Annotated in this window: 12 protein-coding genes; 9 read left to right on the top strand and 3 right to left on the bottom strand. The window is 68.4% G+C overall.

Annotated features, from left to right (window positions below; all coding sequences use genetic code 11):
• Positions 1-25 precede the first annotated feature (25 nt).
• The 6 genes from ychF to WBG06_RS17800 all read left to right on the top strand — a co-directional run bounded on the left by ychF (position 26) and on the right by WBG06_RS17800 (position 9,549).
• Positions 26-1,099 carry a redox-regulated ATPase YchF gene (gene ychF, locus WBG06_RS17825; RefSeq protein WP_336738274.1) on the top strand — a complete coding sequence of 358 codons (1,074 nt, stop codon included), beginning with the start codon at positions 26-28 and terminating at the stop codon, positions 1,097-1,099.
• Positions 1,100-1,150: 51 nt separating this feature from the next.
• Complete coding sequence (locus WBG06_RS17820; protein ID WP_336738273.1) at positions 1,151-1,444, top strand: DUF1330 domain-containing protein; 294 nt, start codon at positions 1,151-1,153, stop codon at positions 1,442-1,444.
• Between the two features lie 83 nt (positions 1,445-1,527).
• A complete protein-coding gene (locus WBG06_RS17815) occupies positions 1,528-2,016 on the top strand; it encodes a hypothetical protein (protein WP_336738272.1) in 489 nt (162 codons plus the stop codon).
• Between the two features lie 240 nt (positions 2,017-2,256).
• Positions 2,257-6,069, top strand: a complete 3,813-nt coding sequence (locus tag WBG06_RS17810; RefSeq protein WP_336738271.1) for a DUF7927 domain-containing protein — start codon at positions 2,257-2,259, stop codon at positions 6,067-6,069.
• 122 nt (positions 6,070-6,191) lie between these two features.
• Positions 6,192-8,516 (top strand): arylsulfatase, encoded by a 2,325-nt coding sequence (locus tag WBG06_RS17805; RefSeq protein WP_336738270.1) that lies wholly within the window; start codon positions 6,192-6,194, stop codon positions 8,514-8,516.
• Between the two features lie 58 nt (positions 8,517-8,574).
• Complete coding sequence (locus WBG06_RS17800; RefSeq protein WP_336738269.1) at positions 8,575-9,549, top strand: formylglycine-generating enzyme family protein; 975 nt, start codon at positions 8,575-8,577, stop codon at positions 9,547-9,549.
• Between the two features lie 2 nt (positions 9,550-9,551).
• On the opposite strand, the gene WBG06_RS17795 is transcribed toward WBG06_RS17800, so the two are convergent.
• On the bottom strand, positions 9,552-10,958 hold the full coding sequence (locus WBG06_RS17795; protein WP_336738267.1) for an aminotransferase-like domain-containing protein: 1,407 nt from the start codon (positions 10,956-10,958) through the stop codon (positions 9,552-9,554).
• Between WBG06_RS17795 and WBG06_RS17790 the strand changes: the two genes are divergently transcribed.
• Positions 10,957-11,895: a DMT family transporter gene (locus tag WBG06_RS17790; RefSeq protein ID WP_336738266.1), complete on the top strand. Its 939-nt coding sequence runs from the start codon at positions 10,957-10,959 to the stop codon at positions 11,893-11,895. The two genes, WBG06_RS17795 and WBG06_RS17790, sit on opposite strands and share 2 nt — an antisense overlap.
• Before the next feature lie 28 nt (positions 11,896-11,923).
• Here the strand turns inward: WBG06_RS17790 and WBG06_RS17785 are convergent, their stop codons facing one another.
• On the bottom strand, positions 11,924-14,248 hold the full coding sequence (locus WBG06_RS17785) for an arylsulfatase (RefSeq protein ID WP_336738264.1): 2,325 nt from the start codon (positions 14,246-14,248) through the stop codon (positions 11,924-11,926).
• 175 nt (positions 14,249-14,423) lie between these two features.
• Positions 14,424-14,876 carry an Lrp/AsnC family transcriptional regulator gene (locus WBG06_RS17780; protein WP_336738263.1) on the bottom strand — a complete coding sequence of 151 codons (453 nt, stop codon included), beginning with the start codon at positions 14,874-14,876 and terminating at the stop codon, positions 14,424-14,426.
• A gap of 63 nt (positions 14,877-14,939) precedes the next feature.
• Here WBG06_RS17780 and WBG06_RS17775 point away from each other — a divergent pair, with 63 nt between their 5' ends.
• Complete coding sequence (locus WBG06_RS17775; RefSeq protein WP_336738262.1) at positions 14,940-15,680, top strand: AzlC family ABC transporter permease; 741 nt, start codon at positions 14,940-14,942, stop codon at positions 15,678-15,680.
• Entirely contained in the window at positions 15,673-16,002 is a 330-nt protein-coding gene (locus tag WBG06_RS17770) for a branched-chain amino acid transporter permease (protein WP_336738261.1), read from the top strand. The genes WBG06_RS17775 and WBG06_RS17770 overlap by 8 nt, the downstream gene beginning before the upstream one ends.
• Positions 16,003-16,011: the final 9 nt, after the last annotated feature.

Raw genomic sequence — 16,011 nt, 5'->3', positions numbered from 1 at the left:
GCGTACGACTCTAGGATTGTCGATCGTGGCACTCACCATCGGCATCGTGGGACTTCCCAACGCGGGCAAGTCGACCCTCTTCAACGCTCTGACCAAGAACGACGTCCTCGCGGCGAACTACCCGTTCGCCACCATCGAGCCCAACGTCGGTGTCGTCGGGGTGCCCGACGAGCGGCTGCCGGAGCTGGCGAAGATCTACGGGTCGCAGAAGCTGCTCCCGGCCACGGTGCAGTTCGTCGACATCGCCGGCATCGTGCGCGGCGCCTCGCAGGGTGAGGGCCTGGGCAACAAGTTCCTCTCCCACATCCGTGAGTCCGACGCGATCTGCCAGGTCACCCGGGTGTTCCGCGACGACGACGTCACCCACGTCGACGGCAAGGTCGAGCCCGCCAACGACATCTCCACCATCCAGACCGAGCTGATCCTCGCCGACCTGGAGACGGTCGAGAAGGCCATCCCGCGGCTGGAGAAGGAGTCGCGCAAGCAGCCTGACCTGAAGGCGAACCTCGCCGCTGTGGTCGAGGCCAAGGAGGCCCTCGAGGCCGGCACCCCGATCATCGCCACGAAGATCGACCGCGCGCTGATCCGCGATCTGATGCTGCTCACCGCCAAGCCCTACATCTTCGTCTTCAACTGCGACTCCGACGAGCTCGCCGACGAGGCCCTCAAGGACTCGATGCGCGAGCTGGTCGCCCCCGCCGAAGCGATCTTCCTGGACGCGAAGTTCGAGTCCGAGCTGGTCGAGCTCGACGAGGACGAGGCCCGCGAGTTCCTGGCCGACGCCGGCGTCGAGGAGCCCGGCCTGGACATCCTGGCCCGTGTCGGCTTCGACACCCTCGGCCTGCAGACCTACCTCACCGCCGGCCCCAAGGAGGTCCGCGCGTGGGAGATCCCGAAGGGCGCCACCGCCCCCGAGGCAGCCGGTGTCATCCACACCGACTTCCAGAAGGGCTTCATCAAGGCCGAGATCGTCTCCTACGACGACCTCATCGCCGCTGGCTCCGTCGCCAAAGCCCGCGACCTCGGCAAGGTACGCATGGAGGGCAAGGACTACGTCATGGCGGATGGCGACGTCGTGGAGTTCCGCTTCAACGTCTGAGCGACGGCCGTCATCGGTTGTCCCTGCACTCACGCCAACACTGGAGGTTCCATGCCCAAGGGCTACTGGGTCAGCGTCTACCGCAACATCTCGGACCCCGAGAAGCTGGCTGCCTACGGCAAGCTGGCCCCGGTGGCCGTCGAGGCCGGGGGCGGTCGGGTCCTCACCCGTGGCAGTCGGGTCGTGGCACACGAAGCCGGGATCGCCGAGCGCACCGTCCTGATCGAGTTCGACAGCTTCGAGCAAGCCGTCGCGACGCACGAGAGCGCCGCCTACCAAGAGGCGCTGGCCGCCCTCGCCGACGGCGCGGAGCGGGACTTCCGCATCGTCGAAGGCATCGACTGACCGAGGCATCCCGGCCGGCGGCGGTCGGCGTGGATGCGGCTAGGATCCGCTGGCTAGGTCTCGGCTGACGGAGTGGAACTGCGATGGTTGGCCAGGTCGAGACGTCGTGGACCGTGATGCTCCTGCTGTCGAACATCCCGGTGATCGTGGCGTTGTTCGTGATCATCCGTGGGGCCGTTGCCCGAGGTCGGGTCGTCGCTCTGGACGTCCTCGACATCACGATGGTGCTGGTCTTCTGCTGGATCGGTGCCCTCGTCTACTTCCTCATCCTGTTCCTGCGTCACCGACGGGACTCGCGGACAGCGGTCGCCGCCCCGGTGCCTGCGATCACGGAGACCGAGGAGACCTTGGCGCGGGTCGACGAGGCGTACGCACGGGCCTGGGGTGACGCGCGCTCGGCCGCCGATGATGTCCTGATCGACGTGCTGGTCGAGGCGGGACTCGGCCCGAGCTGGACCGAGCCCGGACGGCCCAGGGCGGACCTGCTGCTCGGCATCTGGCGGGCCGGTGCAACGCCGCGGTCCGCATCGAGACAGCTTCGCGAAGCGTTCGACACCGGGTCTCGGCAGTAGCGGAGAGCTTGCTGCCTCGGATTTGCCGATGCGGCATCGAAATACCCGATTTTGGGGTAGAGATATGTGAGTCTGACCCCCGGCGCGTGTGTTTGTGGGCGCTCGACAGAACTTCTTGGGGGTATTGGTTTGGCTTCGACGTTCCGTTCCTATGTGCGAGGTCGGTCGCGGTTCCGCGGCGTCAGCCTGGCCCGTCGCAGTTTCGGGCTGGGGCTGATCTTGGCGCTGGTGGTTGCGATGATGACCATCGCGACGCCCTCGTCGGCAAGCCGCGGAGCGGGTCCGGACGCCGAACCGCAAGGCGCGGAACGGCAGGACACCCAACGGCAGGACACCCAACGGTCGGCCGCGAAGCGGCCGAAGGCGGCCGCGCCGGGTTTCGCCTGTGACACGCTGTGGTCGATCCAGGGTGGTAGCCCGCACAACATCTACGAGGTCGACACCAGCAACGGCAACCTCGCCGCGACCTTCCAGGTCAACCCGAGTCGCGGTTCCGCAAACACCAACGCGCTCGGGATCTCCGCCGACGGGATGTGGGCGTTCGCCCACAACGACGGCGCGGTGCACCGGTTCAACTCCTCGACCGGGGAGACGACGTCGACCGCGGCCGAGGGAGGCAACTTCACCCACGGCGCGGTGGACCCGAGCACAGGTCTCTACTACTACGGCCGCATCGTCGGCACCACCGCCCTCGTCTACGCCTACGACCCGGCCACCGAGACCGCGCTCGGCCAGGTCGCGGTGGTCGAGCTCGGCAGCACGCCGGGAGCCAACGGTGACTGGGCGTTCGACGCCCTCGGCAATCTCTATCTCACCGCGGGTGGGAACACCTCCAACGACATGTACGTCGTGAGCGGGCCGCTACCGAGCACTCGCCAGACCGTCCCGCAGCGCATGGACGGCAAGCGGATCGTCACGATCACCGCCTCGGCCCCGATCAACGGTCTCGCCGTCGACGTCCTCGGTTACATCTACCTCGCCAGCTCGAGCACCCTGTTCCAGGTGCATCCGTCCTCCGGCGAGGTGGTCAACACCGAGACGCTGTCCCCGAGCGGGGTGAGTGTCGATCTCGCATCGTGCGCCACCCCGCCGACCGTGATGGCGCAGAAGGAGGTCCAGGGCCGGATCTACCCCGACGACCAGTTCACCGTCGCCGTCACCGGCGGTGGCATCGCCGAGGGCACGGTCGAGGGCACGACGGAGGGGACCGACGACGGCGTCCAGGACGAGCCCCAGGAGGTCGCCGGCCCGATCATGGCGCGCGCCGGGGAGTCCTACACCGTGACGGAGACCGGTGCCGGGGACACCGACCTCGCCAACTACGTCACCACCTGGGAGTGCGTCAACGAGACGGTCGACCCTGCCGATCCGGACTATGTCGTCGCCAGCGGCGACGGTTCGTCGGGAGAGTTCGTGGTGCCGGAGACGGTCGGCAGCGTCGGGGCGGCCGTGGTCTGCACGTTCACCAACGTCGCCGACCCCAACCCGGGCCTGACGATCTCCAAGACCTCCGACGCGCCGGCCTCGGTCGTCCCGGGTGACACGGTGACCTACACGGTGACGGTGGAGAACACCGGGACCTCGACCTACACCGCCGAGGACCCGGCCACGTTCACCGACGACCTCACCAAGGTCATCGACGACGCTGCCTACAACAACGACGCGAGCGCCGATGTCGGCACCACGTCCTACGCCGAGCCCAGGCTGTCGTGGGAGGGGCCGCTCGCGCCGCGGGAGACGGCGACCATCACCTACTCGGTGACCGTCAACGACCCGCCGACGGGCGACGGCCTGCTGGTCAACGCCGTCGTCGGGCCCGAGGAGTCCAACTGCGACGAGGGCACCGAGGAGGGCTGCACGACCGACGTGCCGGTGCGGTCCCTCGACATCACCAAGACCGCCGACCCGTCCGGTTCGGTGACCGCAGGCGACACGGTCACCTACACGGTCACCGTGGAGAACACCGGCAAGGTCGACTACACCGCCGAGGACCCGGCCACCTTCTCCGACGACATGACCGATGTCCTCGACGACGCCACCTACAACGACGACGCCACGGCGGACGTCGGCGAGGTGACGTACGCCGAACCGACGCTGTCCTGGGAGGGTGCCCTGCCCGCCGGCGAGACCGCCACGATCACCTACTCGGTGACCGTCGACGACCCGGTCGAGGGCGACGGGGTGCTCACCAACGCGGTGGTCGGTCCTGACGAGTCCGGCTGTGACGAGGGGACCGAGAAGGGCTGCATCACCGACATCCCGGTGAGAGAGCTGACGATCACCAAGACCGCCGAGCCCAGCGGATCGGTGGTTCCGGGCGACACGGTGACCTACACGGTCACGGTGGAGAACACCGGCCAGGCGCCCTACACGGAGCGCAGGCCGGCCACCTTCTCCGACGACCTCACCGACGTTCTGGACGACGCCACCTACAACGACGACGTGAAGGCCGATGTCGGCACACCGACGTACGCAGAGCCGACGCTGTCGTGGTCCGGAGCGCTCGCGGTGGGGGAGACGGCGACGATCACCTACTCGGTCACCGTCAACGACCCGATCTCCGGTGACGGCATCCTCACCAACGCCGTCGTCGGGCCCGAGGAGTCCAACTGTGTCGAGGGCACGGAGGCCGACTGCACCACCGACGTTCCGGTCAAGGATCTCGAGATCACCAAGACGGTCGACGCCGAGGACGTCGTGCCCGGTGACACGGTGACCTACACGGTCACGGTGGAGAACACCGGCCAGGCGCCCTACACCGACCGCGACCCGGCCAACTTCACCGACGACCTCACCGAGGTGCTCGACGACTCCAGCTACAACGACGATGCGACCGCCGACATCGGGGAGGTCTCCTACGTCGAGCCCGAGCTGTCCTGGTCGGGTGCTCTGAAGCCGGGCGAGAAGGCCACCATCACCTACTCGGTGACGATCGACGACCCCGTGACCGGGGACGGCGTCCTGACCAACGGCGTCGTCGGCCCGCCCGAGTCGGGCTGTGTCGAGGGCACCGAGCCGGAATGCTCGACGGTCGTGCCGGCCAAGGAGCTGGAGATCGCCAAGACCGTCGAGCCCGACGGCGCGGTGAACCCCGGTGACACGGTCACCTACACGGTCACCGTGAAGAACACCGGTCAGGCCGACTACACCGCGAAGGAGCCGGCGACGTTCACCGACGACCTCAGCGCGGTGCTCGACGATGCGACCTACAACGACGACGCTGCTGCCGACATCGGCACGGCGACGTACGCGGAGCCCACGCTGTCCTGGTCCGGTCCGCTGGCGAAGGGCGAGACGGCGACGATCACCTACTCGGTGACGGTCAACGACCCGCTCAGCGGCGACGGCACCCTGACCAACGCCGTGGTCGGACCGCGTGAGTCCAACTGCTTCGTGGACGGGAAGCGCGCCCGGGCGTCGGCCCTTGCGGACGAGTGCACCACGACCGACCCGGTCCAGGCGTTCGAGGTCGACAAGTCGGTGGAGCCGAAGAAGACGGTGACGTCCGGCGACACCGTCAGCTACACCGTACGAGTCGTCAACACCGGCCAGGTCGCCTACACCGAGGACGCTCCGGCGAGCTTCAGCGACGACCTGTCCGACGTCCTCGACGACGCGACCTACAACGACGACGCGTCCGCCACGGCCGGGAACACGTCCTACGACGCGCCCACGCTGAGCTGGTCCGGACCGCTCGAGGTGGGCGGCACGGTGACGGTGACCTACACGGTCACGGTCAAGGACCCGGTCTCCGGCGACGGTGATCTGGTCAACGTGGTCACCCCCGACGGTGGATCCGGCGGCTCGTGTCTCGACAAGGACGACGCCAACTGCACCACGATCACCCCGATCGAGGACGGTGACACCCCGGTGCCCACTCCGGACCCCACGCCCGAGCCCACTCCTGGGCCAACGCCCGGTCCCGGCGGGAGCCTCCCGGACACCGGGGCCCCGGTGGTCGCCCCGCTGGCGATCCTGGCCGTGCTGCTGCTCGGCTCCGGCGCGGCCATGATCGCGTACGCGCGCCGGCGCCGCCGCGGCACCCCAGGCTGAGCCTGCAAGGCGCTCCCCGGTCCTGATGCGGCCCGGTTCGCTTCACCTTAACCGGGTGAGGTGAACCGGGCCGACATGGTTCAAGGATGGAGCGGTCCGGCTTATCGGAGAAGGGGATGTGCATGACCGACAAGGAATTCAACGGCGTCGTCAACCTGGATGTCAGGGACTCTGTCCCCGACTGGACGCCCTACGAGCTTCGTAAGGCGAAGGATGGCGCGCCGAACGTACTGGTCGTGCTCTACGACGACACCGGCATGGCCACCTGGTCGCCCTACGGCGGCCGGGTCAACATGCCGACGCTGCAGCGTCTGGCCGACAACGGGCTGACCTATACCCAGTGGCACACCACTGCGCTGTGCTCGCCGACCCGGTCCTGCCTGCTGACCGGACGCAACCACACCACGAACCGGGTCGCTTCGATCATGGAGGGAACCAACGGGTTCCCGGGTCAGGCCGGCCGGATCCCCGAGGAGTGCGCCACGATCGGGCACATCCTCCAGGACAACGGTTACAGCACGTTCTGGCTGGGCAAGAACCACAACGTCCCGGAAGAGGACAACTCCGCCGGGGCCAGCCGCAAGCAGTGGCCGCTGCAGCAGGGTTTCGACCGGTTCTACGGGTTCCTCGGTGGTGAGACCAACAACTGGTACCCCGACCTCGTCGAGGACAACCACTACATCGAGCAGCCCTACACGCCTGAGGAGGGATACCACCTCTCCAAGGATCTCGCGGACAACGCGATCAAGATGCTGCGCGACCAGAACGCTTCCAACCCCTCCAAGCCCTGGTACATGTGGTTCTGCCCCGGGGCCAACCACGCGCCGCACCACTCCCCGCAGGAGTACATCGACAAGTACAAGGGTGTCTTCGACGACGGCTACGACGCCTACCGGGAGTGGGTGCTCGCGCGGATGATCGAGAAGGGCGTCCTGCCCGAGGGCACCGAGCTGACACCGTGGAACCCGGTGGCCGACGACCAGGCCAACCCGGCCGACCACGTCACGCCGTGGGCCGAGCTCTCCGAGGACGAGAAGCGGCTCTTCGCCCGGATGGCCGAGGTCTTCGCCGGGTTCAGCGAATACACCGACGCCCAGGTCGGTCGGCTCATCGACTACCTGGAGGAGACGGGCCAGCTGGAGAACACGATCGTGTTCTACTGCGCCGACAACGGTGCCTCGGGCGAGGGATCGGACGCCGGGTCGGTGAACGAGAACAAGTTCTTCAACGGCTATCCCGACGAGCTCGCCGAGAACCTCGCGATGCTGGACAAGCTCGGTTCGCCGGAGACCTACAACCACTACCCGACCGGCTGGGCGGCCGCCTTCAGCACACCGTTCCAGATGTTCAAGCGCTACAGCCAGTACTCCGGAGGGACGTGCGACCCGCTGGTCATCCACTGGCCGGCCGGTATCCAGGCGAAGGGCGAGATCCGGCACCAGTACCACCACGTCACCGACATCGTGCCGACCATCCTGGAGCTCGCCGGCCTCGAGATGCCGGAGGTCTACCGCGGTGTGGAGCAGGAGCCGCTGCCGGGTGTGTCGATGGCCTACAGCTTCGACAGCGCCGATGCGCCGACCACGAAGAAGCGCCAGTACTACTGCATGCTCGGCACTCGAGGCATCTGGCAGGACGGCTGGAAGGCAGCAGCCACCCACGCCCCGCTGACCGGGAAGGGCAACTTCGACCAAGACAGGTGGGAGCTCTACCACGTCGACGAGGACCGCGCGGAGTCGAAGAACCTGGCCGACGAGTATCCGGAGAAGGTGCAGGAGCTGGTCGCTGCCTGGTTCGAGGAAGCCGAGAAGTACCACGGGCTTCCGCTCGACGACCGTTCCGCGCTGGAGATGATCACGGTCGAGCGACCTCAGGCCGAGCCGCCGCGCAGCCGGTACGTCTACTACCCCGGCAGCGGGGCGGTCCCTGAGGGGGTTGCGGTCAACGTGCGCGGCCGTTCCTACAAGATCATCGCGGATGTCGACATCAGTGAAGGCGCCGAAGGCGTGATCTTCGCGCACGGCTCGCGCTTCGGTGGCCACGCGCTGTTCATCAAGGACAACAAGCTGCACTACGTCTACAACTTCCTCGGCATCCCGCCTGAGCAGACCTTCGTCTCCGAGCCGCTGACGCCGGGACCGCACGCGTTGGGCATGGAGTTCATCCGCGAGGGGGCCGGTCCGCACAAGGAGTCGGTCGGCACCACCAACCTCTATGTCGACGACCAGATCGTCGCCACGGGGGAGATGCGTGCCCAGGTCGGCAAGTTCACGCTGTGCGGAGACGGTCTCTGCGTCGGCTTCGACAGTGCCGACGCGGTCAGCCGCAGCTATCGGGCGCCGTTCAGGTTCACCGGGGGCAAGATCCTCGGTGTCGCCGTCGACGTCAGCGACGAGAGCTACCTCGATCTCGAGACCGAGGCGCTCGCAGCCATGGCGCGCGACTAGCAGCGAGGAGACGCGTACGCTCATGGTTCCCGGCACCTCCCGCGTAGAGTCGGCTGTCGTGGCCGAGACGTCCGAACCATCCCGCATGATCCGCCTCGACGGAGGCACGTTCACGATGGGCTCGGAAGCCTTCTACCCGGACGAAGGGCCGGTCCATGAGCGCACGGTCGCCGCGTTCGAGATCGACCTCCACCCGGTGACCGTCGCCCAGTTCGCGGCGTTCGTCGCGGAGACCGGTTACGTCACCCTGGCCGAACGTCCCCTGGACCCGGCAGACTTTCCGGGGGCCGATCCCGCCGATCTGGTCCCGGGTGGGCTCGTCTTCGTGCCCACCCGGGGGCCGGTCGACCTGCGCGACTGGCGCCAGTGGTGGAGATGGGGAGCGGGGGCGAGCTGGAAGTCGCCGTTCGGTGCCGGCTCCTCGGTCAAGGGCCGGGAGGACCACCCGGTCACCCAGGTCGCGTTGGAGGATGCCCAGGCCTACGCCGCGTGGGCCGGCAAGCGACTGCCGACGGAAGCGGAGTTCGAGTTCGCCGCCCGTGGCGGGCTGGCCGGTGCCACGTACGCCTGGGGTGAGGAGCTGCGGCCGGAAGGCCGCCTGATGGCGAACACCTGGCAGGGCTCCTTCCCCTGGCGCAACACCGGTGCCGCCGGCTGGGTCGGCACCACACCGGTGGGGACCTTCCCGGCGAACGGCTATGGCCTGCTCGACTGCATCGGCAACGTCTGGGAGTGGACGACCGACCTCTACGCCGAGAAGCACGACCCCGAGCGTCCTCGCGAACGGGTCGACCTGCTCGCCGACCAGGGCGGGTGCGGCGACGAGTGCCGCTGCGGGCCGTCGTCACGCGAGGAGGCCCAGGCGGTCGCCAGCGCCGAGCCCGGCTCGACGATCCCGCGCCGGGTCCTCAAGGGCGGCTCGCACCTGTGCGCGCCGGAATACTGCCTGCGCTACCGTCCGGCGGCCCGTTCGCCCCAGGCCGACGACACCGCGACGAGCCACATCGGGTTCCGCTGCGTACGATCCGTCTGACCTCAGCCGGCCGCTACGTGGGTCCCGATGACGCGTGCTGCGTCGGGGAACGCGCCGGGGTTCGGTCCGGAGTAGTTGAGGCGCAGGTAGCGCCCGGCCGGTTCGGCGGGGAACCATTCGTCGCCTGCGGTGACGATGACGCGCTCGGCCTCGCAGTCACGGACGAGCCGCGGGAGGTCGGTGCTCTCGGGGAGACGAAGCCAGAGGTTCAGCCCACCCTGGGGCACGGCGTCGAGGTGTGCCGTGGGCACATGCTCGCGGAGCGCGTCGACGAGCAGGTCGCGCCGCGCGGCGAGCTGTCCGCGCAGCGCACGCAGATGGGTTCGCCAGGAGGGCTGGGTGACGACATCGAGCGCGGCGGCCTGCAGGACGCCACTGACGTACATCGCCTGCGCCTGGGCGTCTGCGAGGATCCGGTCGCGCGCAGGGCCACGGGCGATGAGGCCCGCGATCCTGATCGCGGGGGAGACGCTCTTGGTGAGTGACCGCAGGTAGACGACGTGCCCGTGGTCGTCGCGCGAGGCGACCGGAACCGGGTCGGCGGTGATGCCGAAGTCATGGGCCCAGTCGTCCTCGACCAGGAACGCCCCATGCTCGCGCACGATGCCGAGCACGGTCTCGACCAGATCGGGTGACCACTGGGCGCCGGAGGGGTTGGCGAAGTTCGGCTGGGCGTAGAACGCGCGAGCCCCGGTCTGCGCGAACGCGCGGTCGAGCTCGTCGGGATCGGGGCCGTGCGGTCCGCTGGGGACCGGGACCAGGTCGACGCCGACCTGCGCGGCGGCGAGGATCGCGCCCCAGTAGCTCGGAGACTCGATGAGCAACGGGTTCCCGGGGCCGACGAGCGCACGGAACACCGTGCTCAGCCCGATCTGGCTGCCGGGAAGCACCACGACGTCGCTTGCCGACGGTGGAGCGAGCCCCGGGGGCATGCTCGTCCCGAGCTCGGCCGCGAACCAGGTCTGCAGCTCGGGCAGACCTGCGGCGGGCGGGCGCCCCAGGGCCGCTTCTCCGCGCGCGGCCCGGGTGAGCGCGGCGCGGACGAGCCGTTCCGGAAGCAGCTCTCGGTCGGGGTAGCCCGAGTGCAGCGCGATCACGTCGTTGGGTGTCGTACGCATCGCCGCTGACAGGCCCGGCAGTCGTTGCTGCGGTGAGCCGAGCGCAGCGGTCTGCCAGCCGTAGTCGTGCGGACGCGCAGCGCGGATCGCGCGGACGAAGGTGCCGGCCCCGGGGCGGGACTCCACGAGCCCCTGGGCGGCGAGCACGCGCAGAGCCTTCTGGACCGTCACCGGGCTCACCCGGTGTTCGGCGACCAGCGCTCGCGTCGACGGCAGCTGGGCACCGGCGGGGGCTGCCGTGATCCACTCGCGGAGTGCCGTCACGATGGCGTCACTGCTACTGTGGTTCATGAAGAGCAATAGTAGCGCTACTCTCGATCTGGCCTCGCCGATATCGCGCTCGCGGCACGGCCTCTGGTGGGGCCTCCTCGGTGTCACCGCGTTCTCCTTCACCGTCCCGTTCACCCGGTTCGTCGTCGAGAACGGGCAGATGTCCCCGCTGTTCGTCGGCTCCGGGCGTGCGGTGATCGCGGCGATGCTCGCCGCCGTGGCGCTCTGGGTGACCCGCCAGAGGCCGCCTCGCGGCAGACAGTGGATCCAGGTCGCCGTGGTGGGCGCTGGGGTGGTCCTCGGCTTCCCGATGCTGACCTCCTTCGCGCTCACCGCGGTCCCGGCGAGCCACGGGATCGTCGTCATCGCGACCCTGCCGGCGGCCACAGCCGTGATCGCGGTGCTGAGGACCAAGGAACGTCCGGGACCCTCCTTCTGGGCGGCTGCCGCCGTCGGGGCGGTCGCCGCCGTCGCCTTCGCCCTGGTCCAGGGCGGCGGATTCGGCGAGCTGCACCTGGCGGACCTGCTCCTGTTCGCCGCCGTCATCGCGTGCGCGATCGGCTACGCCGAGGGTGGACTGCTCTCGCGCGAGCTGGGGTCGTGGCAGACGATCTCGTGGGGGCTCGTGCTCACCTCCCCGGTCATGCTCCTGTTCACCGGCATCGCTGTGGCCCAGCAGCCCCCGACAGCCACGGCCATCGAATGGAGCGCGTTCGCCTATCTCGCGGCGGTCAGCATGTTCCTCGGCTTCTTCGCCTGGTACCGAGGCCTGGCGATCGGCCCGATGGCCCAGGTCAGCCAGGTCCAGCTCTCCCAGCCGGTGATGGGCATCGCCTGGGCCGGACTGCTGTTGGGCGAGCAGATCACCGGGACCACCGTCGTCGGCGGAGTCGCCGTCATCGCCTGTGCGCTGGTGGCCGTCCGGGCCAGGTCACGCCGACAGCAGCTGTCGACGTGACCCGACCCGGCCTGACCCGGACGCCGCCTCAGTCTCGAGCCATCGCGGCGTGGAAGTCGCGCTCCAGGTCGAGGTAGACGTCGTCGCCGATGTTGATCTCGACAACTCTGATCTTGGCCCCGGTGAGAGCGAAGGGTGCTGAATACTCCCGCGAGACCGGGTCGGCGCCGTCCTTGCCTACGGTGAGACCTTCCCCGCACAGCGCGAAGTGGCCGGGTTGAGTCTTCCACTCGGCCTTGGCGACCGCCTGGTCGTCGACGTAGAGCGTCGCGGTTCCGATCGCCTCGTGGTGCTCGCCGTGGCCTTCCTTGGCGAACTCCATCCCGAGCACGTGCGCTCCGGGCGTCAGGTCGTCGGGTGAGACCAGCTGCTGCTCGGGTGGGATGCCGAGGAAGTTGGAGGCGTACCAGAGCTTGCGGTCCTTGATGAAGAGGGTGTGTCCGCCGAAGCGGGCGCCGTTGGCGATGATCACGCCTTCCGCATCGTCCCGGAGGTCCACCTGGGCCAGGATCTTGAATGACCGGCCGCGGATCTCGGCGGCGGCGAACTCGGGCACGGGGGAGGTGTTGGGGTAGTAGCGGTAGATACCGCCCTCAGGGATCTCTGCCACCGGCATTTCCTTGACGAGGTCCTCGAGCGACCGGTTGTCGAGCGGCAGTACGTCGTACTTGCCGGCCTCGACGTACCAGAGGTTGACCAGCTCCTTGACCTTGTCGGGGTACTCGTCCGCGAGGTCGCGCGACTCGGACCGGTCGTCCTCGGAGCGGTACAGCTCCCACGTGTCGTTGAGGAAGTCCGCCGCTGTGGCTCCCTGCTGGGGTGCGCGTTGGGCGACGACGTGCCAGCCGTCGTGCCACAGGGCTCGGGTGCCGAACATCTCGTAGTACTGGACGACCTTCTGCGACGGACCGTCTGCCTCGAAGCTGTACTTCATCGAGACGCCGGGCAGCGGGCTCTGGGCATATCCCTGAACCGAGTCCGGCATCTCCAGGCCGACGCACTCCAGGATGGTCGGCACGATGTCGACCGCGTGGTGGTACTGGTTGCGCACCTCGCCGCGAGACGCGATCCCCTGCGGCCAGGAGATCACCAGCGGGTCCGCGACGCCGCCCTGGTAGGTGTAGCGCTTGAACATCTTGAACGGCGTCGAGAACGCCGTCGCCCACCCGGTCGGGTAGTGGTTGTACGTCTCCGGCGAGCCCAGCTGATCCAGCATTGAGAGGTTCTGCTGAAGGTCTTCGGGATACGCATTGAAGAACTTGTTCTCGTTGACCGTGCCGTCCGGACTGCCTTCGCCGGAGGCGCCGTTGTCGGCCGCGTACATGACGATCGTGTTGTCGAGCTGACCGGTCTCCTCGAGGTAGTCGATGATCCGGCCGACCTGGGCGTCGGTGTACTCCGAGAAGCCTGCGTAGACCTCGGCGAACCGTGCGAAGAGCCGCTTCTCGTCGTCGCTGAGGCTCTCCCAGGGCCGTACGTGGTCCATCGGCTGGGCGGCGTCGCCGGGCAGCGGGTTGATGTCGGTGAGCTGCGTGCCCTCCGGCAGGATGCCGCGTTCGACCATCCGGGGCAGCACCCACTCGCGGTAGGCCTCGTAGCCGTCGTCGAACTGCCCGGCGTATTTCGCGATGTACTCCTCCGGCGCGTGGTGCGGGGCGTGGTTGGCCCCGGGGCAGAACCAGAGGTACCACGGCTTCTTCGGTGCGGAGGTCTTGCTGTCGGCGATGAACGAGATCGCCTTGTCGGCAAGGTCCTTGGAGAGGTGGTAGCCCTCCTCGGGGAGATAGGGCTGGTCGACGTAGTGGTTGTCCTCGGCCAGGGTCGGGAACCAGTTGTTGGTCTCGCCGCCGATGAACCCGTAGAAGCGGTCGAACCCGCGCGCCAGCGGCCAGTTCCGCTTGCTCGCCCCGACCGCCCACTCATCGAGCGGGACGTTGTGGTTCTTGCCGACCCAGAAGGTGTTGTAGCCGTTCTCGCGCAGCACCTCGCCGATGGTGGCGTTCTCCATCGGGATGTGGCCGGTGTGGCCGGGGAAGCCCTGGGCGCCCTCGGCGATCTGGGCGAAGCCGTTCTGGTGGTGGTTGCGCCCGGTGAGCAGGCAGGAACGGGTCGGCGAACAGAGCGCGGTGGTGTGCCACTGCGTGTAGGTCAGCCCCTGGTCGGCCAGTCGCTGCATGGTCGGCATGTTGATCCGGCCGCCGTATGGCGACCACGCGGCGAGGCCGGTGTCGTCATAGAGAACGAGCAGTACGTTCGGGGCGCCCTCGGGCGCCGCCGGCTCGCGGAAGGGTGCCCAGTCCGGCACCGAGTCCCGCACATCGAGGTTGACGATCCCTTTGAATTGCTTGGCCATGCCATCTCCGCCCGTCGCGTGTTCTTGACGCTGACGTTTGTCGCCGCTCCGGGGCATGGCGTCACCTGGTTCGGGTGACTGACGCGCACTCGCCGCCATCTCGAGGTTCGTTCTTGCCAGGTGGGCTACCAGCACGTGGGACCTATGTCCCGTCGGCGGCGGAGGGACGCGGTGCTCAGCCCTTGATCAGGCGCATCGTCTGGTGCGAGAGCAGGCGGCTCACCGCAGGCAGCCGGGAGATCGTGCCGAGGATGAGCGCTTCGTACGCCTCGGGGTCGGCGACCTGGACGCGCAGGTAGTAGTCGGGCTGGCCGAGCATGCGGCGCATCTCGGTGACCTCGGGGACGGCGACGGCGGCGGTCTCGAAGTCTTCGATCGTCTTGCCGTCGTTGACCGCGATGTCGATCGCGACGATGACCTCGAACCCGCGGCCGCTGCGCTTCGGGTCGACGCTGGCGTGGTAGCCGTTGATCACGCCTTCGCTCTCCAGCCGCTGCACGCGGCGCAGGCAGGGCGCCGGTGTGAGGCCGACCCGTCGGGCCAGCTCGGCGTTGCTCAACCGAGCGTCCTCTTCGAGTTCGGCAATGATTGCTCGATCCAGGTCGTCGATCGCATGATCGTTGCGCACATGGGCACGATAGCATCGTCAATGAGCAACCCAAGGACGTCAGAACTTTCCTAGGCTTGCGGCATGCAGGTGCTGGAGTCAGAGGCAGTTCCCCAGGCGGGCGACGAGACGCGCAACGAGGCACGCAGTGAGGTCGCGGCAGGGTGGCGCATCGTGCTGCCCGCATGTGTCGCGGTGGTCCCGCTGGGGCTCGCGCTCGGTGTCCTGGTGGTCCAGTCCGGCCTCGCCTGGTGGTGGGCGCCGGTGCTCGGCGCGGTCGTGTTCGCCGGCTCGATGGAGTTCCTGCTGGTCGGCCTGCTGGCCGCGGCGGCTCCGTTGGCGCAGATCGCGGTCAGCACGCTGCTGGTGAACTTCCGGCACGTCTTCTACGCCATCTCGTTCCCGATGCACCGGGTGCGCGGCCGCGCGTGGAAGGCCTACAGCACCTTCGCCCTGACCGACGAGGCGTATGCGCTCACCGCGACACCGGAGGCGGCCGGCTGGTCGCGAGCGCGGATCGTCAGCATCCAGGCGTTCTTCCACGTGGCATGGGTGCTCTGCGTGGCGGTCGGTGCCGGGCTGGGGTCGCTGATCCCGCCGCAGGTGGTCGGCCTCGACTTCGCGGTCACCGCGCTGTTCGTGGTGCTGGGGATCGAGGCGTACAAGGTTCGGAGGTCGGTGCCCGTCTCGGTCCTCGCTCTCGGCTGCGCGATTGTCGCGGCCCTGATCTCGCGGGACAACATGCTGCTGATCGCGATGGGCATGTTCTGTGCCGCGCTGATCTGCTCCTACGCCCTCGCCGCCCGTAGGAGCAGCCGTGGCTGATCCCTGGTACGTCCTGTCCGCCGTCCTCGTCTCCGCGGCCGTCACCTGGACCCTTCGCGCCGCTCCGTTCGCGATGCTCGCTCCGTTGCGGCACAGCGCGTTGCTGGCCTACATCGGTGACCGGATGCCCGTCGGGATCATGGTGATCCTCTCCGCCTACACCCTGCGGGAGACCGACCCGGTCGTGTTGACGTCAGCCGGTCCGGTCGTCCTCGCTCTCGCGATCACCGTCGGCCTGCACCTGTGGCGCGGCAGCATGACGCTGAGCATCTTCGCCGGCACCGCCACGTACGTCCTGATCACCTCGGTCATCGCGGCCTGAGCTGGCGCT

This window comes from Nocardioides sp. CCNWLW239 (assembly GCF_037137035.1).
GTDB lineage: Bacteria > Actinomycetota > Actinomycetes > Propionibacteriales > Nocardioidaceae > Nocardioides.
The sequence above is the reverse complement of the archived record's forward strand: the minus strand, read 5'-3'. Positions and strand labels throughout refer to the sequence as shown.